The sequence below is a fragment of the Bacteroides sp. HMSC067B03 genome (genome assembly GCF_001811315.1).
Classification (GTDB): Bacteria; Bacteroidota; Bacteroidia; order Bacteroidales; family Bacteroidaceae; genus Bacteroides; species Bacteroides faecis.
The window spans coordinates 14,818-37,828 of the sequence record NZ_KV804410.1 but is presented as its reverse complement, the minus strand read 5'-3'; the positions used below and the strand labels follow the sequence as shown (position 1 = coordinate 37,828).

The 23,011-nt window shown below is 45.0% G+C and carries 18 protein-coding genes; 4 read left to right on the top strand and 14 right to left on the bottom strand.

The window, feature by feature from the left end:
- Positions 1-5 precede the first annotated feature (5 nt).
- The gene (locus tag HMPREF2794_RS18480) at positions 6-1,463 is read right to left on the bottom strand and encodes a S41 family peptidase (protein ID WP_070752161.1); all 1,458 of its coding nucleotides are present in this window, start codon (positions 1,461-1,463) and stop codon (positions 6-8) included.
- 338 nt (positions 1,464-1,801) lie between these two features.
- Here HMPREF2794_RS18480 and mnmA point away from each other — a divergent pair, with 338 nt between their 5' ends.
- Positions 1,802-2,869: a tRNA 2-thiouridine(34) synthase MnmA gene (gene mnmA, locus HMPREF2794_RS18475; protein WP_022302107.1), complete on the top strand. Its 1,068-nt coding sequence runs from the start codon at positions 1,802-1,804 to the stop codon at positions 2,867-2,869.
- 36 nt (positions 2,870-2,905) lie between these two features.
- Here the strand turns inward: mnmA and HMPREF2794_RS18470 are convergent, their stop codons facing one another.
- The 8 genes from HMPREF2794_RS18470 to HMPREF2794_RS18435 form a co-directional block, all read right to left on the bottom strand.
- Positions 2,906-3,568: a response regulator transcription factor gene (locus HMPREF2794_RS18470; protein ID WP_070752224.1), complete on the bottom strand. Its 663-nt coding sequence runs from the start codon at positions 3,566-3,568 to the stop codon at positions 2,906-2,908.
- Between the two features lie 87 nt (positions 3,569-3,655).
- Entirely contained in the window at positions 3,656-4,246 is a 591-nt protein-coding gene (locus tag HMPREF2794_RS18465; protein WP_010537460.1) for a DUF4251 domain-containing protein, read from the bottom strand.
- Positions 4,247-4,313: 67 nt separating this feature from the next.
- Positions 4,314-5,741: a Na+/H+ antiporter NhaC family protein gene (locus HMPREF2794_RS18460; RefSeq protein ID WP_070752159.1), complete on the bottom strand. Its 1,428-nt coding sequence runs from the start codon at positions 5,739-5,741 to the stop codon at positions 4,314-4,316.
- A 94-nt stretch (positions 5,742-5,835) separates the two neighbouring features.
- On the bottom strand, positions 5,836-6,708 hold the full coding sequence (locus HMPREF2794_RS18455) for a VIT1/CCC1 transporter family protein (protein WP_008760477.1): 873 nt from the start codon (positions 6,706-6,708) through the stop codon (positions 5,836-5,838).
- 121 nt (positions 6,709-6,829) lie between these two features.
- A complete protein-coding gene (locus HMPREF2794_RS18450) occupies positions 6,830-7,264 on the bottom strand; it encodes a hypothetical protein (RefSeq protein ID WP_055269960.1) in 435 nt (144 codons plus the stop codon).
- 47 nt (positions 7,265-7,311) lie between these two features.
- Positions 7,312-8,487: an MFS transporter gene (locus HMPREF2794_RS18445; RefSeq protein ID WP_008766719.1), complete on the bottom strand. Its 1,176-nt coding sequence runs from the start codon at positions 8,485-8,487 to the stop codon at positions 7,312-7,314.
- Between the two features lie 19 nt (positions 8,488-8,506).
- Positions 8,507-10,825, bottom strand: coding sequence for a penicillin-binding protein 1C (gene pbpC, locus HMPREF2794_RS18440; RefSeq protein ID WP_070752157.1), 2,319 nt, complete (start codon positions 10,823-10,825; stop codon positions 8,507-8,509).
- Between the two features lie 45 nt (positions 10,826-10,870).
- Entirely contained in the window at positions 10,871-16,519 is a 5,649-nt protein-coding gene (locus tag HMPREF2794_RS18435) for an alpha-2-macroglobulin family protein (RefSeq protein WP_070752155.1), read from the bottom strand.
- A 96-nt stretch (positions 16,520-16,615) separates the two neighbouring features.
- Between HMPREF2794_RS18435 and HMPREF2794_RS18430 the strand changes: the two genes are divergently transcribed.
- The 3 genes from HMPREF2794_RS18430 to HMPREF2794_RS18420 all read left to right on the top strand — a co-directional run bounded on the left by HMPREF2794_RS18430 (position 16,616) and on the right by HMPREF2794_RS18420 (position 19,039).
- Positions 16,616-17,017, top strand: coding sequence for a BamJ family beta-barrel-assembly machinery protein (locus HMPREF2794_RS18430; RefSeq protein WP_070752152.1), 402 nt, complete (start codon positions 16,616-16,618; stop codon positions 17,015-17,017).
- A gap of 15 nt (positions 17,018-17,032) precedes the next feature.
- On the top strand, positions 17,033-17,590 hold the full coding sequence (locus HMPREF2794_RS18425) for a TlpA family protein disulfide reductase (protein ID WP_010537464.1): 558 nt from the start codon (positions 17,033-17,035) through the stop codon (positions 17,588-17,590).
- Between the two features lie 531 nt (positions 17,591-18,121).
- Entirely contained in the window at positions 18,122-19,039 is a 918-nt protein-coding gene (locus tag HMPREF2794_RS18420) for a HEPN domain-containing protein (protein WP_070752150.1), read from the top strand.
- A 54-nt stretch (positions 19,040-19,093) separates the two neighbouring features.
- Here HMPREF2794_RS18420 and HMPREF2794_RS18415 read toward each other — a convergent pair whose 3' ends face one another.
- The 5 genes from HMPREF2794_RS18415 to HMPREF2794_RS29620 form a co-directional block, all read right to left on the bottom strand.
- Positions 19,094-20,149 carry an endonuclease/exonuclease/phosphatase family protein gene (locus HMPREF2794_RS18415; protein WP_010537467.1) on the bottom strand — a complete coding sequence of 352 codons (1,056 nt, stop codon included), beginning with the start codon at positions 20,147-20,149 and terminating at the stop codon, positions 19,094-19,096.
- 119 nt (positions 20,150-20,268) lie between these two features.
- Positions 20,269-20,622, bottom strand: a complete 354-nt coding sequence (locus HMPREF2794_RS18410; protein ID WP_008766711.1) for a DUF1622 domain-containing protein — start codon at positions 20,620-20,622, stop codon at positions 20,269-20,271.
- Between the two features lie 164 nt (positions 20,623-20,786).
- Positions 20,787-22,070 (bottom strand): zinc-dependent metalloproteinase lipoprotein, encoded by a 1,284-nt coding sequence (locus HMPREF2794_RS18405; RefSeq protein WP_008760487.1) that lies wholly within the window; start codon positions 22,068-22,070, stop codon positions 20,787-20,789.
- A gap of 114 nt (positions 22,071-22,184) precedes the next feature.
- Positions 22,185-22,580, bottom strand: coding sequence for a hypothetical protein (locus HMPREF2794_RS18400; RefSeq protein WP_008760488.1), 396 nt, complete (start codon positions 22,578-22,580; stop codon positions 22,185-22,187).
- Positions 22,581-22,718: 138 nt separating this feature from the next.
- Positions 22,719-22,931 carry a hypothetical protein gene (locus HMPREF2794_RS29620; protein WP_008760489.1) on the bottom strand — a complete coding sequence of 71 codons (213 nt, stop codon included), beginning with the start codon at positions 22,929-22,931 and terminating at the stop codon, positions 22,719-22,721.
- Between the last annotated feature and the right edge of the window lie 80 nt (positions 22,932-23,011).

The window sequence follows — 23,011 nt, the reverse complement described above, 5'->3', positions numbered from 1 at the left end:
ACCGCTTATTTAATCCGTAATCCTCCGGCAAACCGTCTGCTGGCAGGACTACTGACATTCTTTTCTATCTTGAAGCTCTTCGTGCTTGGAGTTTCTTCTTCTTTATCTTCGTCTTTCGGCGGATAAGTTCCTTCCAGCGTCTGAATGGCTATGCTTAGCATTCTCTCTTTGGGATCACCGAAAGGAAGAAACTGGCTGTAGTTGGTCGTTCCGTCAATGGACGTTTCACTTATCTTGAATTGATCGCTCGGAGTAAGAATGAATGGTTCTTCGCCTGCGACGTGATCTGAATTGTAAACGGTACATACCACAGGATTGACAGACCAGCGGTAAGTCTCATTGATGAACTGTTCGGTGGCTACAGTTTGTCCTTTACTTGCGCTGCCCATCACAATGATGTTAGGGTACTGGTCCTTTTTGTATAGACTGGTCAGCAGCATTTCCGCTGCTCCGGCTGTTGTGCCGCTGGTAATCACTATCAATACGTTCTGGTTCAGGTTGGTACCGGTTTTCAATACTTCCTGATCAAAATCGATGGTAGTGCTCTTGTCTATGTTTTTGTCATTGTACTCCAGGTAAGCCATAGGGGTACCCATTCTTGCACTCGGAACGAGGATGGTAGCTAATAACTGAACACAATCCAGAGATCCTCCCGCATTGTAGCGAAGGTCGAGTATGGTGGCCTTTACATTGGCTTCTTTAAATTTGGTAGAGACTTCGCGTAGTTTGTCGTTGTACTTTTCCGGATCGGCGCTAGTGCCGGCAGTGAAACTGTTGTACATCAGATAGCCTACTTTGGTACCATCATTTAAGGTCAGAATTTCGTATTTATGTACCGGCTGGTCTTCGATAGACTGGGCTGCTCCCAAATCCAGCGTAATGCCGTTCGGTACTACTTTGTATACCATTACCGGCTCTTCCGGAACTTCTTCTCCTTCTTCGGGCTCTACTTCAACTTCCTTCCATATCCCCATAGAAAGCTCTCTTGCTATCGTGCCTTGCAGCAGTTGTGTTTCATACTTCTTACTGATGTAGGAAGTATCTACTTTCATAATCCAGTCGCCACGTTGAAGACCGGCCTTTGCTGCGGGCGATTCGGGGATAACATAGGTAATCAGGGCATTGTATGCCGTATCGTTATCCTGGCTTTTTACAAGTGAATAGTCGAATCCATAGGTTGGCAATGGAGCTTCCATCACAGAGTCTACAAAAGAATAGCTGTCTTGGTCCCATTTCGCTTTGGATAGAAAGGAAGCGGGGTCCAGAAATAGATTAACGTCATTGTAGGAAGGCATATTCTGATACCACAGATAGTTCTCTTGCATAATGTCATACATCCAGCTATCCAGTTCGGTCAGGTGGGCATATTCCGGCCAGCGGTCTACACCACAAGAAAAGAAACTGCTGACAGATACGACGATCAGAGCAGGTATGAGTAGTATTTTGCGTAAATTCGTCATCATAAAAAGCTTTTCAGTGTGCAAATGTAGGAAATACTTTGCTTATCTACCACATTTATGGTATAAAAATGCCTTCAATATGTGATAGGCTGTTAGCAAATCCCGCCTTATCTTTGCAACATCGGAAATGAATGACAGGTATTAATATAATAGAGAGAGAATAAAGAGAATAATTAGAATCCGAAGAGAGTGATATAGAGTTAATGATTTTTGGATGGACCACAACCTGACTTTGACAAAGATTTGATGAAACAGATTTGCCTGTGTGCTAATTTGTCGATGATTATGATCATAATACATTGGCATATTAGCACTTCTTTGGTGTTAAATGAATAATTATGATGAATATAGCTGCATTATTATCCGGAGGTGTCGATAGCTCTGTCGTCGTTCACCTTCTTTGTGAGCAAGGATACCGTCCGACTCTTTTCTATATCAAGATAGGTATGGATGGAGCGGAGTATATGGATTGCTCGGCTGAAGAAGATATTGAAATGTCTGCCGCCATTGCCCGTAAGTATGGCTTGTCGCTGGAAGTGGTTGATTTGCATAAGGAGTACTGGGAGAACGTGGCTGCTTATGCGATTGATAAAATCAGAAAAGGACTGACGCCGAACCCGGACGTGATGTGCAACAAACTCATCAAGTTCGGTTGTTTTGAGCAGCGTGTCGGAAAGAATTTCGATTTTACAGCGACAGGGCATTATGCCACTACCGTCCAGCGGGACGGTAAGACTTGGCTGGGGACAGCCAAAGACCCTGTTAAAGACCAGACAGATTTCCTTGCACAGATAGACTATCTGCAAGTTTCCAAACTGATGTTTCCTGTTGGCGGGCTGATGAAGCAGGAAGTACGCGAGATTGCACGCAATGCAGGACTGCCCAGTGCCCGGAGAAAGGATAGTCAGGGGATTTGCTTTTTGGGGAAGATTAACTATAATGATTTCGTGCGTCGCTTTTTGGGAGAACAGGAAGGGGCGATTATAGAACTGGAGACCGGAAAGAGAGTGGGCACACATCGCGGCTACTGGTTTCATACGATCGGGCAGCGGAAAGGTCTTGGACTGAGTGGCGGTCCCTGGTTTGTGATAAAGAAGGATGTGCAGGAAAATATCATCTATGTCTCTCATGGATATGGAGTAGAGACGCAGTTTGGGCATGAATTCCGGATCAATGATTTCCACTTTATTACGGATAATCCGTGGAAAGATGCGGGAAAGGAGGTTGATATTACGTTCAAGATTCGTCACACTCCCGAATTTACAAGGGGAAGGCTGATTCAGGAAGAGGGCAATCGGTTCCGTATCTTGTCTTCCGAGAAGTTGCAGGGCATTGCGCCCGGTCAGTTCGGGGTCGTTTATGATCAGGAAGCGGGAGTTTGTGTGGGAAGTGGTGAGATTGTCCGTTAGCAGCTTTCCGCCGGGATCGATCTTTAGCCGGCTGTCTCAAATATAATATTCCGCCAAGTCGACAATCCCTGCACGCATCGCATACTTGGTAGCCTCGTGTACATTGTTGACTCCCAGCTTCCGGAAGATATTCTTTCGGTGGCTGTTTATCGTATGGAAACTGAGATTCTTTTCTGCGGCTATTTCTTTGGTCGTCTTTCCCAACGCGATCTCTTTGAGGATGTTTTTCTCTGTTTGTGTCAGCAGATGATCTTCTGTGGTGGCAGGGGATGGGGCAGAAGGGACCGATCCCGAAAGCAGCAGATTGCTGACATGATTGCAGATATACCGCTGTTTGCGTGAAGCGCATTGCAAGGCGGTCATGATCTCTTCTTTCGAATTGTCCTTCATGACTACTCCGAAAGCCATACTGCTGAACAATACCTGCCGGAGAAAAGGAATGCTCAACTCATCGGAAAACAGAATCCAGTCGGCTTCTTTGAATCGCTCCTGCAAGACAATCAGTTCGTCTGCTCCGGCGAAATCAAATAAAGTATAATCCAGAATAACCACCGCTTGCGGATACAGACGCAGTTGCTGAATCAGCTCAGCCTTGTTGTCGGCTTCTAAAAGAACAGATACATCCTTTTGGCGGCTTAGCAGAAACATCATTCCTGCTTTACTGATATCCTGGTTGTCTGCGATGATATATTCCCTCATAAGAATTGATAAATTAAAAACTCCGCTACAAATGTACGCATTTTGCGCGATTTGTAGCGGAGTTGCTATCATATTCTTCTGTTCGGATTACCAGGCGCGTCCTTTGAAGATGTTGGATTGATCCAGTGGGACGATGTTACCGTTCAATGTCAGGTTGTTGTTATTGAAGTTCGGGCTGATTGATACCGAAGCATTGTTGTTACCGCTGCTCATGTTGATAAATACCTGAGCTGAGATACCGATACCCTGTACACTGAATGAGCAGTTTACATTTCCTTTCTTATCGATGTTCATCTTCATGTCCGAAGAGTTACCGTCTACAGTCACACCGCCGATACCGTTAGGGCCGGGATAAGGAGTGTTGAAAGCTGTCTGTACAGTGGCTCTGTTTCCGTTCATCAGGACGAAGTTAGTGTTGGAAGTCACGAAAGCACTCATACCGTTACGGAAGATTACCTGATTGGCTTCCAGAACAAACTGTTTGTTTTTCAAAGCCTGAACAGCCTGCTGGTAAGCTGCCATGTCCTGTACTTGTTCTTCTGCGCGAAGTTTTGCTCTTTCTGCGTCTCTTTCTGCTTTTCTGTCTGCGCGGCGGATGGCTGCGTTACTTTCCTGTGCATACATCATTGTGCTCGCACTTACTAAAACTAATGCTAATAATGCAATAAACTTTTTCATAACTTTTTTTTGTTTAGGTTTAATACGTTGTTCGTTTATTGCAAAAACAAAGTGTATGCCAGATTGTTCACGAGCGTTTTACAATTTTATATCCGATGGCTGCCACGGCAATACTCATTAAAGGACTGATAATGTTGAAAAAGCAATAGGGGAGGTACACCAGCGTAGGCACGCTCAGAATAGTGGCTTGCGTCATCCCGCAGGTATTCCACGGAATCAGTACGGATGTAACGGTTACTGAATCTTCCGTAGTCCGGCTGAGCAGGCCGCTTTCGTAACCTTTTTTAGCATAAATGTCGCGAAACATATTCCCGGTCAGGATAATGCTGATATATTGATCGGCAGTTGCCAGGTTGAGGAAAAGCCCGGAACAAACCGTAGCCGATACGACGCTGACCGTTTTCTTCATGAAGCGTACGAAGAGCGATGTGATGCTTCCCAGCATACCGCTGGCAGTCATAGCTCCGCCGAAACACATCGCACATAAAATCAGCCAGATTGTATTCATCATTCCCGACATACCACGGGTGGCAATTAAATCTGTCAAAACGGCATTGTCGGTCTGCAGGCTTGTCTTGCCGTAGATGGTCATCATCAGTCCTTTAAATAGGGAGTCGAAGTTGGAAACGGCAGCCCCCGAAATTTCCCGCAACAAATCCGGTTGGAAGATCAGAGCGAAAATGCCCGCCAATAGAGTGGACAGAAACAGGGTAATGATGGAAGGCACTTTCCGTGCAATCAATATGCCTGTTGCTATCGGTATAATCAGCAGCCACGGGGTGATATGGAACTTTTCGTTCAGGGCAGCTGCCACTTCCGCGATGTGCTGGGTGTTGCTGGCGTCATGAGACAGACCTGCTACCGTAAATATAATCAGTGTAATGATCAGTGAGGGCACCGTAGTAATCATCATATAGCGGATATGACGGAAGAGGGGCGTGTCCGTGACGGATGCCGCCAATATGGTCGTCTCGGACAAGGGAGAAACCTTATCGCCGAAATAGGCACCGGAGATGATAGCTCCCGCAATCCAGCCTTCTTCAAATCCCTGTGCCTTTCCGATGCCCATGAGGGCAATACCGATGGTAGCGATCGTTGTCCATGAACTTCCGGTCATAACGGAGATCAATACGCAAATAATACAGGTGGATGTCAGGAAGAAACTGGGATGGATAATCTGCATTCCGTAATAAATCAAAGTGGGCACTACTCCGCTAATCATCCAGATACCGCTTAATGCGCCGATAATCAGTAAGATGATGATGGCTGTTGTCACTCCTGCCACGTTGTTCGTGATTGCCAGTTCGTAGTCTTTCCAGGGGATTTTGTAGAAAGCCATGCCGATAAGGATACAAATGGAGGTGGTAGTAAGCAGCGATACCTGACTTCCACCATTGAGGGCATCACTGCCAAATACACGAATGGTGGCGAATAGTAATATCACTAATACGACAATGGGCAATAGTGATACGAGGGGAGATGGAGCTTTCTTCATTCTAAATATAACGCTTTATTATTTAATCTGGTGGTTTAGGTTTCTTTATTATGTAACTACCGGACCTTCAATGATGTCGGATGCTTTATTGATTTCAGGCATCGATTCCGGTAAATGTCTTTAGAGCGTATCCTATCAGGAAACTGATACCTGCCACACTGAAACTGAGTACAGCCATTTCCGTAAACCTCTTTCGGAAGCTTTCTCCACGGGCTACGGAATAATAGTAGTTGAAAAGGGCAATGATGATAAGTGCCATGGTCAGCATCACTCCCAAAGCTACGATTACATTGCTGATCAGTATAAACGGAGTAACCAGTGACACTACCGTGATCAGATAGGCGATTCCTGTATATACAGCAGCTTTTACCGGATGTTTCTTATCATCCCCTTCCGATTTGGTAGAAAGATATTCGGAAGATGCCATTGACAGTGCAGCGGCTATCCCTGTGATACTGCCGGTCAGTGCTATCAGTTTACTGTCACTCAAGGCAAGTGTGAAACCTGCCAGTGCACCTGTAAACTCAACCAGCGCATCATTAAGTCCTAGTACGACCGATCCCATATATTCCAGCCGTTCTTCATTGATAAGTGAAATCAACTTCTGCTCGTGCACTTCTTCTTCATGTGCCAGACGTTGCAGGTCTGGTATATGGGCATATTTATCATAATTATTATGGGCATTTTCCTCACTGGACTCCATTAATTTGATGGCGAATGTGATACCTAGTATGCGTGCCAGAAAGTAGAAACGGGCGATACGCTTATAGTCCGGACCGATTTCTTTTCCTGTATATTTCTTGAGGATAGCGTAATGCGACTTTTCTTCTGCTGCTATCAGTCGGAGCGTTTTGCGGTTATTCTCGTCTTTTTCGATAGATGCGAGCCGTTCATATAAGATGCTTTCTGTTATCTCGTTTCGTTGAAAGCGGGTGAATTCGGCAATATCCTGTTGGGTTGGAATCATTTCTTTATTTTTTTGGTCGCGCAAAGATACAATAAAAAGACAGAATTCTTTTTACCTTGCCGGACAGCACAATAAAATTTATTATAAGTTTATATTTTATTGGAATATAGATGCTCTCCTGTTACACCGGATTCGTCTTGCGCCTCAGCCACCAGTAACGGATGAAGAGTACGCCGGTCAGGATCAGTGCGATGGACAGTCCTGTGTAGAAGACAGATATAAAACTTTCGGGCAACAGGTGGAAGCTGCGGATGGTGATGCCAAGGCAGATCATAAAGATCATGACGATCCAGCTTTTGACATCGAAGAAGGAGAAAGGGCAGTTCTTCTGTTCCTTTTTCCGTTCGATCCTTTGGGTATGCTTGTAATAGAGTCTTTTGAAGATTAATACGAAGAACAGCAGAAAGACGATGGTTGCTTCTCCTATCTTGAACATCCAGCCTTCGGAGTTATTAAGCCATGTAACGATGCCTATTCGCAAGATATTGGCACCGGCGATAATCCAGACGGTGCCTGCTGTGATAAGTAAGATTTCTTTGTTAACTCCGTATTTCATGTTTCCCTTTTTTTGTATTAAACGGTTTACTGCTCCGTTTTGTTGACTCACTTCTTCGACAAAGTTGTAATTAGTAAAGAAATGCAGGTCAGTGTAGCTCCAATTCCGATAACACCATGCCATCCGTACAATTGCCAGAATGTACCCGCAAGGAAGGTTCCCAGGGAACCGCCGACGAAGTAGGTCGTCATGAAAATTGTATTGATGCGGTTGGAGGCCCGGGGTGACAGTTCGAAGATACTGGTCTGATTACTGAGCTGGATACACTGCATACCTATGTCGATGATGATAATTCCCAGAATGATACCAAGGTAGGTGTTTTCTCCGACGAAGAAGAGTAGCCATGAAAAGAGGATCAGCCCGCAACCGATGAAGTTGAAGCGGCGGACACCCACTCTCTTTACGTATTTCCCCACAAAGGAGGCGGTTAATGCTCCCGCCACACCGCATAATCCCAGCAAACCGATGATGTCGCTATTGGCATGAAAGGGGGCTTGCCCCATCTTGAAGGCAAGGCAGGACCACATGGCAAGAAGGGAACCGAAGTTTAACGCCGCACGGATGGAATAAATACGTAGCTGCGGAAACTCTTTCACCAAAGCCAGCAGGGATTTCATCAGGTCGCCGTACTTGCCCCGGAAGTTGGTCTGAATATCGGGAAGGACTTTGAGCACGACAATCGCGCAGACGAACATCATGGCTGCGGCGATGTAATACATTTCGCGCCATCCGAACAGTTCGCCGACGAATCCGCTGACCACCCGTGAAGCAAGGATTCCGGTCAGCAAGCCCGATAGGACGATCCCGACATTCCTGCCTTTGTTTTCCGGACGGGAGAACTGGGCGGCTATGGGAATGAATATCTGCGGAATCATAGAGCAGGCTCCCGTGAAGAACGAAGCAAGGAGTATCAGATGGATATTATCTGCCAAAGCAATCGTCAGCAGAGAGAATATCAGGACAAAGAAATTGACAAGGATAATTTTTTTCCGCTGATACAAATCACCTAAGGGAGTGATAAACAAGAGTCCCGCTGCATAGCCTATCTGTGTGACCATGGCAATCAGGTTGGTACGGAATTCTGATATGCCAAGTTCATGGCGTATCATATTTAGCAGCGGTTGGATATAATAGATGTTGGCTACCGAGACTCCTGCCACAATGGCGAGCGTCCACAGGATGGATGCCGGCAGACCTCCGTTTTCTTTCAATGACTGTTTCATGCCGCAAAGATAATGAATATCACTCAACAAAGAAAGTGGTGGAGATGGTATTTCCTTCACCGTCTACTGCCGTCAGCGAATGTTTGCCGGCGGCGGGTTGCAGGGAGATTTTGTGAAAGTCCTGTGTCTGCGCTTGGTAGGTCTCGTCAAGATGCCAGAAAACGGTAGCGTTAGGATTGTTGTGCGCCAGTTCTACAGTCAGGAAACCTTTGCTGCCATCCAGTTGCTTGGGCAGTTTGATGCGTGCGTTCATCGGAGGATATATAAATTGCATCGGCTGGAAAGTATCTTCTCCGCATCCGGCTTTAAAAGGAGGCAGCGGTTTATACTCCGGATGATGTTGCTTGTAATACCATTCCCATACGGGTGGCAGTGTGAACCAGCTTTTTCGAAGCGTAGGCTCCGTGTTGGCGCAATTTTCATAAATACGCTGGCTTTCATCGGCTGATAAAGTGACGAGATGGTGATAGGGGCATGCCTCTGTCCGCAGTCCTGCCGGTAAAACAAGAAGTGTGTCCGTTTCATCACAGAACCGTCCTTTTAGATGTCCCGATTTCCGGCAGACCTCTGCTTCGACAAAGATGCCCGCAGGACGTGTAAACCACGAAGAGGAGGGGAGCAGATTAAAAATATCGAATAGTACGGGACCGGCTGTCTGTGCACCTACCAGCCCGGGTTTTCCTTCTCCGGTGGCATTTCCTACCCATACGCCGACTGCATAGCGGGGCGTAACACCCACCGCCCAAGCATCCCGGAATCCGTAGCTTGTTCCGGTTTTCCATGCAATGGTCTGCATGGAAGGAATGGATTTCCAGTCAATCTCTTCGGGACGGTTGACTTCTTTCAAGGCATCGAATGTCTGCCATACGGCGCCTGGCTGAAAAGGACCGGTTGATTCTGTGATTCGGCTTGTCGGGAGCAATAGGCTGCATGATGTTTGCGGCAGTTGCAACAAACTGCGTCCCATCATTGCATATGCGTTTGTTACATCCCATAAAGTGGCTTCCGCTCCTCCCAGAATAAGTGATAAACCATAGTGGGAAGAAGAACGGTTGATGGTTTTTAGCCCGACCTGTTGCAGGAAACTATGAAACTTCGGGACTCCGTATCTTTGCAGCATCGTGACTGCGGGAATATTTAATGAACGCGCGAGAGCTTCCGAAGCGGGAACAGCTCCTTCGAACTGCATACTGAAATTCTGTGGCGTAAATCCGTTGATATTGACAGGTACGTCCGGCAGCAACATATCCGGCAGTAAACTTCCTTCCTGTAACATTGCGTAATATAAGAAAGGTTTGAGAATACTGCCCGTACTTCTCGGAGCCTGAATGACGTCCACTTGATTTCCTCCTTGTTTCCGGTCGAAATGGACGTTGCCGCAGTATGCCACCACTTGATTGCTCGGAATGTCAATCACCAGAATGGCCAGATTGCGAATATCACTTCGCCCGAATTCGTTACTCCATCGTTCCGCCAGGTCCTCTACCTGAGTCTGAATGCCCTTGTTGATGGTCGAACGGGAGTATTCGCCGTTTCGTTCCTGATAGAACCGGCTGACCAGGTACGGTGCGATTTGTGGGAGCGCATGAGGCTCATCGGGAAGTGGCTCGCTGATAGCCAGTTCGTAGGTAGACGAATCGATGGTTTTCTTTTCGAGAAGCTGTTTCAGCAGGCGGTTTCGTTTGTCAAGCAACGTTTTCCGTCCTTTGGACAGATGAATCATGGCGGGCGCGTTGGGAAGAACGGCAAGCATGGCAGACTCCGCCCACGATAAGTCATCGGCAGAATGTCCGAAGTAGCGCCATGCGGCGGCATCCAGTCCCACTACATTTCCCCCGAAAGGGGCATGGGAGATATACATGGAAAGAATCTCCTCTTTGGAAGCGCGAAATTCCAGGCGGGTGGCCCAGATCATTTCAATCAGTTTCTCACGGAAGGTGCGCGATTCGTTTCGTGCCAGGCGGATGGTCTGCATGGTCAGCGTACTGCCTCCGCTTACGATGCGTTTATTCTTCACATTCTGATAGAAAGCTCTTCCGATAGCGAACGGATTGACTCCCCAATGGTGGTAGAAATGTTTGTCTTCGAAAGTGATGAGGCATTCCTTGATCTTTTCCGGAGTTGTGTTTCGGGGAGGGAATCTCCATTGGCCGTCGGAGGCGATGCGTGCACCCAGCAGTTCCTCGTTCCGGTCCGTCACTACTGTGGAGTAGGGGACATGAAACAGGTGGCGGGGAAGACAAAAGATATATCCTGTCACCAAAAAAGCAAGAATACAAAGTATTACTTTTTTGGTGACGGACAATCGTTTGAAGAAATTCAAGATTTTACTTCCCATGCACTTATGCTATCTGTCAATGCTGTCTTATTGTTCAGAGTCTTGTCATCGGCTGACAGTCGTTCTTCCCGCTTTGGTGCGTGCCTGTACCGCTGCGTCGTACATAGCTTCGCACTGAATGGCCGGAAGAATGAAGTTACCTGCATAAGTTGCCTGCAACCTTACGGTAAATGTTTTCGATTCACCCCGTCGCAGATCGAAATAAGTCAATACCCGGTCGTCACGAATATCTTTATAGGTGTACTTACCGGCTGAACTTTCCGGAGTATTCGCTTCATTAGAATTGGAAGAGGACGCTTCCGGAACAATCATCCGTTCATTATATATTTCCCATCCGGACGGTATGATATGGGTCAGTGCCAGATTGCTGTAATCGGAAGTACCGCTGATATTGGATAGGGTGACGGCAGACATAAAGTCCGTTCCCTGTCTGATGTCTTCCACGGAAATCGGTGAACCTGCCATATCTGTGTATTTCACATCCAGCCGGATATTATCGGCAATGGCTGGCAGCGTATCATTCAGCAATTGGGTACGTGTAATCAGGTCTACGCTCAATGCTCCTTTGCCTTGATTCTTCACAGAGACTGTTCCCGATTTCGGAGAAGTAGCTATCTCCTTCTCAAATACGGCTTTAGCAGATTTCACGGCGGGCTGTTGCTTGCCGTTCCAGCTCCATGTGAAATCCAGTGTACCGGATAATTGCTCCGCAAGTCGTCCCATTGCCATCAGGGCAAAGGCGGTAGACTGCGTGCTGAACCAGTTTTCCTGTGCCAGATTCTGTGATACCTTCTTTGCCTGTTGCAACGCATCCCGATCCCGTTTCATCAGAATGAGCGTTTCCAGAATCATTGCTTCATCCCGGTCGGACGAACCGTAAATCAGATTCATGGAAGAGTAAGGAATGACGGTCGTTTCTGCGTTGTATACTAATTCTCCGGCAGGTTTCATCTTACCGGTCAGCACGTAGGCGGCTGCCAGTCTCCATTTGGCTTGGATGGAGAGCCCCGGCTGTTCCTTCATGCGGTTCATGGCTCCGTATTCCGGTGCACCGGCCAGTGCAAGGGTATAGAGGCGGAAGGCCTGCTGCAATTCCGATTGCCATATCTGCCAGTTGCTTGCTTCCTGCGGCATACGCCAGTTTTGGGCGGCGGCACGCTGGAAGCGTTTCCATTTGTTCAGTACGTTCGGATGAACGGCATACCCTTTTTCTTGTGCCAGTGTCAGGAACATACCCGTGTAAGAAGTGATCCATTCGTCGGCGACGGCGTTGCCCGGCCAGTATACAAATCCGCCGTTGGGAAGCTGGCGGGCATATATCTGCCGGATAGCTTCCTGTACATTCGCCTTTATTTTCTCGGCCTCCTGTTCGTCCACCGCCTTGAACTGGGAGACGAATAAGAGAGGTAATGCTTTGGATGTCAGCTGCTCTGTGCAATGATGCTGATAGTTGTATAAGAAGTCGAATCTACGGCTGATGTCTACCGACGGAATGCGGGAGACTTCCAGTTGCACCTGATTGTTAGCCGAAGAAGAACCTGCCAGTGTGTATGACAGCTCGGCCTCCTGACCGGCTTCTATCCATTGGCTGTTGCGTAAGGTAACCACCGGATTCGGATTCCGGACTTCTATTTCGATCGTTTCTTTTGTCTGCTGTCCGTTGCCGCTTGCCGTCAGGTGGATGGTTGCCTTTCCGGTTTTGCTGCCTGTTTTCAGAGTGAAGTATGCCAGTTGGTCACCCGGCTGGTCAAAAGTGAGTGACTGCTGGCGATTGCCTGTGATCTGTACGCCTGCGCCGGATGCTTCCAGCGATACGGTTACGTTCTTCACTTGGTTCTCCATAGCGAATACATTTACCGGAACGGTAATTTCTTCCTGCGTACTCAATACACGGGGCAGAGTAGACAACAGCATGAGCGGTGTCCGCACAAATGCAGTCTTTTCCGCATTTCCGTAAGCGCCGTCCTGTCCGGCAACTACCATCGCACGTACAGAACCCACATACATCGGAAGCTTCAACGTATGTGTCTGTTGCTTGCCTTTTGCGAGATAGAAAGGACCGATGAATTTGACCACCGGTTTGAAACGGTTGGCTTTGGCATCTGCCGGTTTCAGCGAGGCATCTCCACCCGTGCTGAACAATGAACTGTAACGTCCGCCGGAAGCACCCAGTACATCGTCGTACATATCCCATGTACGGATGCCGAGAGCCTCGCGTGCATAAAACTCGTTCCACGGGTCGGGCGTCTTGAAGTTAGTCAGATCGAGCAGACCGTCATCCACAATCGCCAGTGTATAAGTCATCGGTTTTCCGCTTTTCTCGCTGACAGTCACGTTAAAGTCAGTTTCCGGACGCAGCACTTCCGGCATCTTGATCTGCGGTTGCAGAATCGTCTGACGGTTGGTCACAAATACCGGAGCAATGCCGTACATACGGATCGGCAGATCATTGACTGTCTGCGCATGAGGCTGCAACAGGCTGATATGCAGATAAACATTCGGAGCCATTTCCGGTGTAATCTTGAAGGTGAGTTTCGTATCTCCCTGATCGGACACTTCGAGCCATTGCTGCTGCAAGACGGTCGAACCGTTTTCGAGGGATACCAGCGCACGTCCTCCGGCGGCTGCGGGAATGATTGCCGTGGCTGTTTCTCCTATCTCATAAGAATCTTTGTCCAGTGAGAAAGCAAGCATCTTGATGCCGCTCGGATCTGTCTTGTTCGAACGTCCGCGCCAGTCGGGCCAGTCGATGTAGACGGTTCCTCCGGTGGCGTGTCCGCTTTCACGGTCTTTCACGTACACCAGATAGCGTCCCCAATCCGGATAATTGATGCGGAACTTGAAGGAGGCTTTTCCTCCTGTGGTCTGCAGGTTACCACTGGCAACGGGAGTGATGGAACTGTTGTTGATGTAGGTTCCGAAAGACTCTTCACCGTTTTCCCACCACCAGCTCCAGCTGATCCGGTAGATTTTATATTCCAGATTGGAACGGTTCACCGGCTGTCCCTGATCGTTGACCGTCACGATGTCAAACACATGATCTTTGTCTGTTTCGATATACTTTCCTTTCGGCTGGTTCAGATTGATACCCACATACGATGTGAACGGAGAGAAGGGAACAGTCTGCGAGTAAATGCTCGCATCTCCTCCCGGTTCGAAGACACGGGTGGTGAGCGTTGCATTCAGCATGCCCGGAGCACCCGTTGCTACCGGAAGCTGTATGTTGACGCCTGCTCTTCCTTCCGCATCCAGTACCCCGTTGAACACATCCGCCCGGACGGTCGTAAAGTCCGTTGCCGGATTGTTGAACAGGTATTGCCCGTAGTTCTTGAACTGCGTATTGACCTTTGATAAGGACATTTCGACCTTTGCTTTCAGCCGCGATGCGGTGGCTCCCGTCAGCCATGAAGAAGTAAGCGGGGCATATACGTCTTTGCTCGAAGCCTGAAGGATGGTTGGTAAAGCCAGTGTAATCTTCAGACGGTTCGGCTTGATGGTTTCGATGCGCAGACTCTTGTGGAAGGCAGTTCCTCCTACTTTCACGTAGGCATTCCATAATCCGGTGGGATCGTCGGCTTGTGTGGGCACGGCAAATGTATAGAATCCGTTTGTACCCTGCGTAGAGATCATTTTGGTATAGAACTGTCCTCTTGGATTGTAAATCTCCAATGCTACCGGATGTTTGTCCGGAATGCGTTTCTCACGGTCTTCCAGCATGAAGGAAATATGCAGTGTATCTCCCGGACGCCATACGCCTCTCTCGCCATAGATAAATCCTTTCAGACCTTTCTGAATGTCTTTTCCTCCCACATCGAACCGGCTGACCGACTGCTCTTCGCCATCGACCACGCGTACATATGCCTTTTGCTTGTCCGCTTCGGCTACCGCTATGAAAGGAACTCCCTTCGGAGTGATTTCTACCAGCCCTTCACCGTTCGTCTCTCCCTTTCCAATCGGCTGAAGCTGGAAGTTGTAAATCGTTACCTGTGCTTTCGCTATCGGCTTCGTATCCAGAATGTTATTTACTGCAATCCACAACTTATTCAGTGAATTACGTTTCACAATCATTCCCAGATTGGAGGCAAAGATATTGCAGGCAGCTATCCGGTCGGAATTCATATAGTAGGACGGATGGCAGGGATTATCCCGTTCTGTCCATCGGTACTGGCTCCAGTCCATCGGCACGCTGCCGTTATAATAATAGTATGTTTCCGGAGTGTCCCATACCGCTTCATCGTCTTCCGACAATGTCTCTTCGCTGACTTTGGTCAGGTTGTCGGAAGACTTGTTGTCCGCGAACTGCATTTCCTTGTTTTCACTTCCCCCGCAAGGATAAGCGGAGTATTCCTGGCGGAACGAGAGGATGACACGGTAAATGGCTCCCGGCTCCTGATGAATCAATCCGGCAAGGTCTATCGAATAGTCTTCCCAGCGGTGCACATCTTTGGAAGAATCTTTCGCCAGCCACAATGTCTTCTTATAAACCAGTCGTCCCGAACGTCGCAATTCATTGGCTGAGGAGAGCGAGTTGTTCTGCATGAACATCAATACGTTGCTTTCGAAAATACGGATCACGCTCAAATCCACCGCATATAGATTGACGGCACGGAAGGAGATGATCAGACTTTTCGAATCGGGCAGGATAGCGGCGGAAGTAGCCATTTCTACCTGCGGTTTCAGGTTCAGTTCGCTGAATGAGATGGAGTGGGAAGTGCCCAGCGGTTTGTCCTGGCTGTTTCTTATTCCTTCATGGATATTCAGCGTCAGTTTGTTCAGTTTGCCGGCTTCGAAGTAAACGAATACTTTATTTTCTTTGATCTGGAAAATAGAGGAAGAAACTTCCGGAACGTCGATGAGCCCTTTCAAGTCCTGTGTGTTGGATACAGGGTCGGAGAATATGATTTCAATTCCGTTTTCCGGTTGGTCGATGCGTACGGCGGACAGGAAGCGGAAACTGTTCTTTGCCGGGATCAGAATACTTTCGTTTTGGGTACGGTCGATGCCTGCCGGATTGCCTTTGGCGGTAATTTCCAGTTGGTAATCTTCCGCTTCTTTGGTTATCTGACTGATGCTGAATGCGTATCGGGTCGGGTGATCTGTCTGGGTGATTTCAATCGGATAGCTTTTGTTCTTTTCGCTTCCAGCTGTGAGCATTTTCTCTACTTCCTCTTTTTTCACTACATCGCTGAAACGTATTTCACCCGTTACGGTCACTTGGTCGGGCTGGGTGGCTGTGACGGTTATCGGATCGGTATGAATACTAAAGTTTCGTTCCTGCACGCGGAAGGAGAAGTTGAATTCTTCCAGCTTTTTGTCTACATCGACGAAATCTCCCAGTCGGAAGGTTCCTTCGTAAAAGGCGCCTGGTTTCAGTGCCCCTTCTTCGGGGACAAATTCAATGATATTGTTGCTGACCCAATACGTTTTTCCTTTCAATGAAGGAGAGAAGCTGAACGGATTGTCTTTCAGTTCCTGATTCAGGTCCACCATCGGTTGGTCTTGTGTCAGTTCTATGCGTATCGTTGAGTTTTGTGAAATCACTCCTCCCGTATAAGCATTGACGTATGGAGCGTATTCGGCAGAAGGAATAATGTCTTTCTGATTACTTTTACAGGACGAAAATCCCGCAATTACTGTCAAAAGAATCAAGAATAGTCCGGCAGCAGTGCTGCATCTGGTTTTAATTTGTCCCATAGCGATGAGGTTTTATGATTCAACAAACAAATATACAGTTTTTATGGAAGATTTCTCTTAAATCTGCTTACTTTTGTACATTCAAATCATGTATTTATGGGAAGAAAGCAAGAATATAAAGAGACGAATTTGGAGTTCTTGAAAGAATTGTCATCGCAGGAAGGTATTTTTTCATTGCCTTGCGGCATCTACTATAAGGTTTTGGAGACTGGTACGGGGACTGTTTTTCCTAATGTGCGGAGTATTGTTACCGTTCATTATAAAGGGAGCCTGATTAACGGTCGGGTGTTCGATAATTCTTATGAACGTAATTGTCCGGAAGCTTTCCGCCTCTGCGATGTAATAGATGGTTGGCAACTGGCGCTCCAACGGATGCGTGCGGGAGATAAATGGATCATCTATATACCTTACACGATGGGATACGGAACCCGTGCATCCGGTCCGATTCCGGCTTTTTCGACATTGGTATTTGAGGTAGAGCTTTTGGGAGTTGCATAACTAACGAAGAAAGATATGAAAGTGGAAATAAGAAGCAAAGTGGTGATATTGCTATGTATCGTTCTGGCAGTTTTTTCTTCCTGTATCACGGACGATGATGATGACAGGGGAGACTTTGCTCTTGTTGCCGGTGACGCCCTTCCTCAGTTTTCGGTAGAGATGAGTGATGGGGGAATGTTGAATACGCAGTCATTTAGCGGGAAGGTTGGAGTGATTGTCTTTTTTCATACGGATTGTCCGGATTGTCAGAAAGAACTTCCGGTTATTCAGAAAGTTTATGATACATATAAAGAGAATCCGGATGTATTATTGTCTTGTATCAGCCGTTCAGAATCGGGCTCTGAAGTACAAGCCTATTGGGAAAAACATTCGTTTACCTTGCCTTTTTCCGCTCAGAATGATGATGCTGTCTTTTCGCTTTTTGCTTCCCATACCATTCCCCGTATATTGATAACAGACAAGGAGGGGATTATTCGTGCTGTATATACAGATGATCCTTTGGCGACCTATCAAGAATTGGCAAAAGATATCGATGCTGTCTTAATCGATAAGTTATCCGGGAATGAACGATAGCTCATTTGTTGCAAACCAACAGGTGGTTTAATCCGGCTTTTTCGGTTATTTGTTTTCATTCTACAGACCGGTGAAAAAAATGCTTGTATAATATATTTATGATATCCACCGGGCGGATTAACAATTTTTATGTCAGTAGATACGAGGAGGAATGGTAGTAGACTGAAAGAACGAAAAGTGAAAAAGGAATGAACTGGAGGAGTGTAATGATTGAAGTACTTGAAGAGGGGGAATGATGTACAAGAGTGTAAGAAGTAAAGTACTAGAGTTGAGAGTTTGAAGTACTGGAGTTGGAAGTATGAAGTACGAGAACCTGTAAGATGAAGTATAAGAGTTGATGGGAGTAAGTACTCTTAGGGGAATGCACTATCAAAGTCTTGAAAAAAGCGCTTCAATGCAATCATTAATACACTGATTTAAGTTATCTTTGCGGTTAAGAAAAAGGCCCCGGACGATATTCTCTACTGCGTGGTGATTATTAATCTGGTCGTATTATAAGAGCATTATGCAAAAAATAGATAGATTGGCATTATGAAAAGATCAATAAAGCGTTTGCCCAAACGTACACAGGAAGAGCTGGCGGTGCTGCAAGAACTGATATTGGCGTACCTTGCGAATGTGCGTATGATTATCCTGTATGGGAGTTATGCACGGGGAGAATATGTCATTTGGGATGAAACATACGACACTGGCGGAGGGATTACTTATTACCAGAGTGACCTTGATATACTGGTGATATGTGATACGGGCGATGCTGTTAAAGCGGAGAATCATGCGAATACTTTTATCATTCCTAAGTATGATAAACGAATGGAAGGGAGGCGGCACCCTGCACCACCGCAGATCATTGTTGAAAGCACGAGCACCGTTAATCGGGCTATACGAAGGAAGCATTATTTTTTTTATGAGGCTATAAAAGACGGTATTCTGTTATATGATGACGGTACGTTTCATATTGGCAAACCGGAGAAGTTGCCGTATCGGGAAATTAAGCAATATGCGGAGGAAGAATATACAGGATGCTTCGACATGGGAGAAAGTTTTTTAAGATCCGGGCAGACTGCCTACAAAAGCGGTGATTTAAAATACGGTTCGTTTGAATTACACCAAGCCTGCGAACGTTACTACAAAGCGTATATGCTTGTCTATGGCGGCACTCGCCCTAAATCTCATAAATTGGAAGTGTTGGGCCCGATGGCTAAAAGCCGTTCACGAGCTTTCGCAAATGTATTTCCTGTCAATACTCCCGAAGATATAGAAGCGTTCGATAAATTATGTCGGGCGTATGTCGAAGCTCGGTACAACCGACTGTTCACTGTTAGCAAAGAGCAATACGAGTACATGCTGGCACGAACGGAGCTATTGCGCGAGGTGACTATTCGGGAGTGTGCCGCACGCATTGCGTATTATGATAAGATGATAGAGCAGGAAGAGAATTCTCTGATTTGAAGCTTTGGAATTTTAGGGTGACGCACGATGAAAGTCACCCTACTCAATATACTATTACCGTTTTTTCCGAATCTTAAAGATTGCGAGATTACCTTTATGGTCGCTGGGCCAAATACAAGAAGGCGTCAGAATCTTATCCTTAGAATCGTTTTCTGTTATTTTTCCCCGGACAACTGTTTCGGAGGGACCTACCAACTTGCTATCCTTCATGGAAAGCATCGACTCCAATGGATGATAATAAATGAAATCAATCCGGTCACGTTCGTCTGCCTCAGGCGCCCAAGCCAACTTTTCCAGTTTAGCCTCTTCTGCGAGTTTGTTTCCGGCAGGGAATGTAAAACCGGGATATCGAACTGTATTGGGGTATTTTTCACGATAAGCATCTTTGAATCCTGCTTTGCTCAACATCATTGAGCAGTCCCAATGAATGACAGCCCCATTATGATCCCACAAATCCTTTGTATCTGCCTGCCAGTCTAAATGAGAGGGCTCATTAAAATCTCCTCCCATGATTATCGGGCGGCCTTGTTGAATGTCAGATTGTACTTCCTGAATAAAAGCACGGATGGTTTCATCCCGGAAAGACTGTCTGTTTGCTTTCAAGACTTCTTCTTCATCCGTTATCGGCTTATCCATTTTCTTCCAGGTAGTACCATTATATCCACGTGGCATATAGCATTGATAATGCCGGTAGTCCAAATGACAAGAATAGAAAGATACGGGTTGGCCTTCGATTGTTGCAACCATTTTCACCATAGCACGACCTTCGTCACCAGGTACGATGCAGCATTTGGTCCAACTGTCCGGCTTGAATTTACTCAAAACACCGATTGCAAGATCAAACGTTTCACCATAGTAATGTTTTCCTCTCTTCTCCAGCTCTTCGATCACATGAGGGATAAACTGTTTTCCGTCTCTGATTTCGCACAGAAAAACGACATCCGCATCCATCTGATCCAGTACATCAATAATGCCTTGATCTCCGTTGGGTACTTTAGTACATCCATGCCACAGGTTTAATTGGAAAACGGTAAAAGTGTCTTTCGCTTTTGCATGGCAAACATTGACCAGACAAAACAAGCAAAGTAATAATAGTAAGTTCTTTTTCATATCGTGTCCTTTATATTCTTTGGAATTTCAGTCATTGTGAAATTCATTGATATATTCCATACCATAGGTCATTAAGAATTCATGCAAAAGTAATACATTTTTTATTTATTCCAATCTATTTATGTGCTTTTTGAATTTTCTTCTTCGGCTAGTTCTTTTATTTCTTTATTCAGAAAGACTGATAATACAGTTCTTACTATAACTACACCTCCTAAAATAGCCAGTTCGTCTAAAGTCGGGTCTACTACGGTCTTTAGTATGTCTGATGCAATTAGAAATTCTAATCCCAATAAGAGGTAACTGCCGAAATCAGCTCTCAGCTGCCGGACATTATTGATGGTATAGGTTCCGTTGATCCGTTTGAATTCGTTACGGAGAAAAGCGATGAATCCTACGAATACTCCATAGGTTACAATCAATAAGCTGATTACGCCAATGATGGTGGCCAGTATGTTTAAAAATGTCAGTAGCATCGTTTCATGATGTTTGGTTATATTGTAATAACAAGTTATCCTGTATAAAAGTTTTGTATTGTGATGTAGAAAACGGATAATTAGTTATTGTCAAATTCCTGACATTTGACTACTATGGAGGAACAGTCGATGAAATACTTGCTGCCCCGTTTTACCTGATTATGTTATTTCATTATACATATTGGCAAATTCAATCTGCCTTGTACGCCTCTGGTATCTATTCTGCTTTCTTTGGGACCTGGAATCAGTGGGCTATAGTTTAAGATATGGCGTATTCTTTTTCGTTGTTCTAAAGTTATTTCATTATAAAAGCAATATGCATAGTCCATAATGTTGTGTGCTTCATATTCTCCTTTTTCACAGCTATATCGTTTAGCTAAATCTTTTAATTGATATTTATTCTGCTTATCCAAATTGTTAAGCCATTGTTCATACTCACTACGGTTATAACTGGGAGTATCTTTGCAATAATCCGTATCGGTACACATTGAAGTGGTCCCTCCTTCTGAGAATACATGACGTAATCCTAAATAGTGTCCGAGTTCGTGTGCTAATGTTATTGCAGCATCGTTTTGATTAATTCTTTCATCTGTACTTTGCTCATAAATATATGAACTATTGATCGATATACAATATGGGAAACTCAAATTCTCTAAAGTGATCCACGAAGCTGATACCTGTTGAGTCCCTTCTAAAAAAAAGTCCTTTAAACTATATGGAAATGTAGATATGCCTAAAATCTGCGAATCCGTAAAAGGATATACCATTATGTTAATGTATTCATTGGGTTCCCATAGTAAAGATGTATATTTTCCTGTATTATCTCTCATAAACTTTTCGCAATCAATAGGAAGCTCATTAAATGGCACTCTTTCTACTCCAGGTTCTGGTAATGTGGTTCCATTCTTATCTTTGGTTGCTAATACAAATTCGAGATTTATATCAATTCCACACTTTTCAGATTGATAGAAATGGTTAGTTCGCACTAATACATCTTTTAAATGGTCTTCTTTTATATATTGATTTATGTCATTTTCGTTTTGATAAAGAACATGGAAAATAACGGGTAATTGATAGTGTATTTTATCTAAATCTGGATTAACTTCTCCTTTTTGTTGTGAAATCTTGATTGTTTGGTTTATCCCTTGGGCGGATATGATTAGATTAGTTTGTCTGTTTGCATGTTTGGTGTTAGCTAGAATTTTTATAGTAAGTATATCGTTTCCTTCTCCTTGATATTTGTCTGGTATGCACCAATCAGCTGAATTTGCGATGATCCATTCAGAATTAGATGTGATAGCAACAGTTATTTTCCCTCCGTTATTGTCGATGTTGCGGAAGATGTTTTGTGAAATTTCAAGTTTTATATCATCGATTTTCTCCGAATGATCACAGCTTGTGGCTAGAAATAGTAATGTAAAGAGAATAGTGTTATATACAATTTTCATAGCTTTTATTTATAAAAGCCGTAATTTCTCATTTTCAAGAAAAGGGAAATTACGGCTTTGGGATATTTGTAACCTTTACTGAATTTCTACTTTTACTGTAAAGATTGGTGGGCTTTAATCACGAGTTCCGGTAAAAGTGGTCATACTTCCTGCATTATTAAGGAAACTTATAGTCATTGCTTTACCTGTAACAGTTATGTTGATACCAGATGAGCTTTCGCTTGAAAGAATGTATTGATTGCCTTCTTTAGTAACATTGTAATTTTCACTACCGTTATCTGTGTAGAAGTCAGCGGTAACTTTTACTACAGAAGAAGATACTTTGGTAACAGTGACTACATATGCATCAGCTGTAACATTAGTTCCAACTTTGAGTTTACCTGTATAAACTCCTGCTATGCTGGCACTGAAATCACCAGACGTTTCATCATCATCATCTCCACATGATACAAATGACAGGCTTGATATAAGCACAATCATCAACATACTTAAAATTCTAAATTGTTTCATCTTTTTTGTTTTTAATGTGTAATCTTTTTAGTCATATACTTTGGTTGTCTTAAAAAACTTAGCAAAGATACATGCTCTTTAAACATAAATATCCTTTTAATTGTTGCTGTTTTATATACAAGGTTGTAGAAGATATTTCTATGTTCTGTTGTTATATATATCAGAATATATTTGGAAGAAATTGTATTCTAATATAATGGATATACGTAACAACAGTTCTGTATCTAAGCTCTGTCTTCTAAATATATTATATACATTAGTTCGATCGCAATAGAGTCGTCTTGCGAACCATGTGACCGAGCGTTCTTGGCGATGGAGCTCTTTTTCAATAATTTGTCCGATGTGTGTCATACTGGATTATTTTCGAGAGTTTATTTTATGTAATTCTTTATTTTCTAAAATTCTCTCTTTATATCCTCTTCTCTTTTTAA

Excerpts from the sequence above, each read along its gene's own strand:
- HMPREF2794_RS18455 (WP_008760477.1), bottom strand. The coding sequence starts at position 6,708 with ATGATTCCAACCCAACAGGATATTGCCGAATTCACCCGCTTTCAACGA.
- HMPREF2794_RS18415 (WP_010537467.1), bottom strand. The coding sequence starts at position 20,149 with ATGAAAAAGAACTTACTATTATTACTTTGCTTGTTTTGTCTGGTCAAT.
- HMPREF2794_RS18420 (WP_070752150.1), top strand. The coding sequence starts at position 18,122 with ATGAAAAGATCAATAAAGCGTTTGCCCAAACGTACACAGGAAGAGCTG.
- HMPREF2794_RS18425 (WP_010537464.1), top strand. The coding sequence starts at position 17,033 with ATGAAAGTGGAAATAAGAAGCAAAGTGGTGATATTGCTATGTATCGTT.
- HMPREF2794_RS18445 (WP_008766719.1), bottom strand. The coding sequence starts at position 8,487 with ATGAAACAGTCATTGAAAGAAAACGGAGGTCTGCCGGCATCCATCCTG.
- pbpC (WP_070752157.1), bottom strand. The coding sequence starts at position 10,825 with ATGGGAAGTAAAATCTTGAATTTCTTCAAACGATTGTCCGTCACCAAA.
- HMPREF2794_RS18465 (WP_010537460.1), bottom strand. The coding sequence starts at position 4,246 with ATGAAAAAGTTTATTGCATTATTAGCATTAGTTTTAGTAAGTGCGAGC.
- HMPREF2794_RS18435 (WP_070752155.1), bottom strand. The coding sequence starts at position 16,519 with ATGGGACAAATTAAAACCAGATGCAGCACTGCTGCCGGACTATTCTTG.
- HMPREF2794_RS18480 (WP_070752161.1), bottom strand. The coding sequence starts at position 1,463 with ATGATGACGAATTTACGCAAAATACTACTCATACCTGCTCTGATCGTC.
- HMPREF2794_RS18400 (WP_008760488.1), bottom strand. The coding sequence starts at position 22,580 with ATGAAACAATTTAGAATTTTAAGTATGTTGATGATTGTGCTTATATCA.
- HMPREF2794_RS18470 (WP_070752224.1), bottom strand. The coding sequence starts at position 3,568 with ATGAGGGAATATATCATCGCAGACAACCAGGATATCAGTAAAGCAGGA.
- HMPREF2794_RS18430 (WP_070752152.1), top strand. The coding sequence starts at position 16,616 with ATGGGAAGAAAGCAAGAATATAAAGAGACGAATTTGGAGTTCTTGAAA.
- HMPREF2794_RS18405 (WP_008760487.1), bottom strand. The coding sequence starts at position 22,070 with ATGAAAATTGTATATAACACTATTCTCTTTACATTACTATTTCTAGCC.
- HMPREF2794_RS18460 (WP_070752159.1), bottom strand. The coding sequence starts at position 5,741 with ATGAAGAAAGCTCCATCTCCCCTCGTATCACTATTGCCCATTGTCGTA.
- HMPREF2794_RS18450 (WP_055269960.1), bottom strand. The coding sequence starts at position 7,264 with ATGAAATACGGAGTTAACAAAGAAATCTTACTTATCACAGCAGGCACC.
- HMPREF2794_RS18410 (WP_008766711.1), bottom strand. The coding sequence starts at position 20,622 with ATGCTACTGACATTTTTAAACATACTGGCCACCATCATTGGCGTAATC.
- HMPREF2794_RS29620 (WP_008760489.1), bottom strand. The coding sequence starts at position 22,931 with ATGACACACATCGGACAAATTATTGAAAAAGAGCTCCATCGCCAAGAA.
- mnmA (WP_022302107.1), top strand. The coding sequence starts at position 1,802 with ATGAATATAGCTGCATTATTATCCGGAGGTGTCGATAGCTCTGTCGTC.